General features: G+C 58.8%; 1 protein-coding gene. It reads right to left on the bottom strand.

The window, feature by feature from the left end:
* Positions 1-158: 158 nt before the first annotated feature.
* Positions 159-545, bottom strand: a complete 387-nt coding sequence (locus AC1DY5_RS57075) for a hypothetical protein (RefSeq protein ID WP_478122948.1) — start codon at positions 543-545, stop codon at positions 159-161.
* Positions 546-951: the final 406 nt, after the last annotated feature.

The raw sequence follows: 951 nt of genomic DNA, 5'->3' as shown, positions 1-951 counted from the left end.
TCTCTGGATGCTCGGCGGCGAGCTCGTGCGGCGCCGCTACGAAGATAACGAGCTTGCCCGAATGGACGTCTTCGACGCCCTCCAGCAACTCGTCCAAGACGACGGAGGTCCCTTCATGGGCTCACGCATCAGTGAAGCAGAACAGGACTCACTGGACGCTACGTGTAGAAAGCTGTGTCGGTTCCTGAGCGCGTCGTCTGGCAAAGTAGGCATGCGAAAAAGCACCCACAAATAGTCCCAACGAACCGAAAAAAAAGGCACACGCCGAACCAACCGAAATCCTGAACTATGCCCAGCGGCGTGCTCACATATTCGTGGACCACCTCGTGGGGCCACCAGGACAGTTCCCTCTGCGTTAGATACTGGCCCACCAAGTGATCCCACAGCACCAGCAACACTGCCAATCCTCTCAACGTATCGATGAAGTCAATACGCGCGCCCGCTGGTCCTCCCTCGAGTCGGGTACTCAGGTTCCCGACGTCGGGAGCCACCTTCGTGACGATCACGCCGCCAACGCGAGTGACCGGCAACTCTTTGTCCTTCATCAAATTCCTTTTGAAGCGGCCGTGAATCGACCACCCATGGCCGCCACCACCGGCCGCGCGAGATGATAGCCCTTGCATGCCCTGAGCGTTCACGCGTGAGGGCTGGCGCCAACTGCAATCGCACGTCGTTCTGGAATTCGAGGCTACCGTCTGCGAGGACCCCACGGTTCATGTCACAGAACATGCTCGTAACGGCAGCTTAAATTGATTCGAGGTGTGGCTGAACTTGTTTCGGGTCCTTCGTCCACCCGATCTGGACCGCGCCGTCTAAGCCGCCTCGAAACCGCCGCCATCTTTGTGTTGCCACAGAAGTTCGGTGACGTACTTGCTGGCTCGCACCTCCTTGCATCCGAGCAGGTACTCGAACGCTTCACTGGCGAGCCAACCGCCCCAGCTCCTGCTGAAG

The sequence above is a fragment of the Variovorax sp. P4_D9 genome, assembly GCF_056401695.1.
The sequence above is the reverse complement of the archived record's forward strand: the minus strand, read 5'-3'. Positions and strand labels throughout refer to the sequence as shown.

Bases quoted from the DNA above. Each gene is read 5' to 3' on its own strand.
- AC1DY5_RS57075 (WP_478122948.1), bottom strand. From the start codon at position 545: ATGAAGGACAAAGAGTTGCCGGTCACTCGCGTTGGCGGCGTGATCGTC.